The sequence below is a fragment of the Flavobacterium stagni genome (assembly GCF_004122105.1).
In the GTDB taxonomy this organism is placed as follows: Bacteria; Bacteroidota; Bacteroidia; order Flavobacteriales; family Flavobacteriaceae; genus Flavobacterium; species Flavobacterium stagni.
The window spans coordinates 1-601 of the sequence record NZ_SBKN01000017.1 but is presented as its reverse complement, the minus strand read 5'-3'; the positions used below and the strand labels follow the sequence as shown (position 1 = coordinate 601).

The 601-nt window shown below is 45.6% G+C and carries 1 protein-coding gene; it reads left to right on the top strand.

Going from position 1 to position 601, the window contains the following annotated elements; all coding sequences use genetic code 11:
* Nucleotides 1-601 (top strand): HYR-like domain-containing protein (locus tag EQG61_RS13795; RefSeq protein WP_449404209.1); only part of this gene is annotated, 601 nt, incomplete at both ends.

Below are 601 nucleotides of genomic sequence, written 5' to 3'. Positions count from 1 at the left end.
CGCAAGTAGTAACTGTTCAAGATACTACTGCGCCTACTTTCGTAGAAGCTACTCCAGCTAACGTAACGGTGGAATGTTCTAACGTTCCTGCAGCAGCAACAATGACTGCTACAGACAACTGTGGAGCGGCTACGGTAACCTTCAACGAAGTAACTACTGCAGGTAACTGTGCTAGTAACTATACATTGACTCGTACATGGACAGCTACGGATGCTTGTGGTAACACAACTACTGCTACGCAAGTAGTAACTGTTCAAGATACTACTGCTCCTACTTTCGTAGAAGCTACTCCAGCTAACGTAACAGTAGAATGTTCTAACGTTCCTGCAGCAGCAACAATGACTGCTACAGACAACTGTGGAGCAGCTAACGTTACTTTCAACGAAGTAACTACTGCAGGTAACTGTGCAGGTAACTATACATTGACTCGTACATGGACTGCTACTGACGCTTGTGGTAACACAACCACTGCTACGCAAGTAGTAACTGTTCAAGATACTACTGCGCCTACTTTCGTAGAAGCTACTCCAGCTAACGTAACGGTGGAATGTTCTAACGTTCCTGCAGCAGCAACAATGACTGCTACAGACAACTGTGGAGC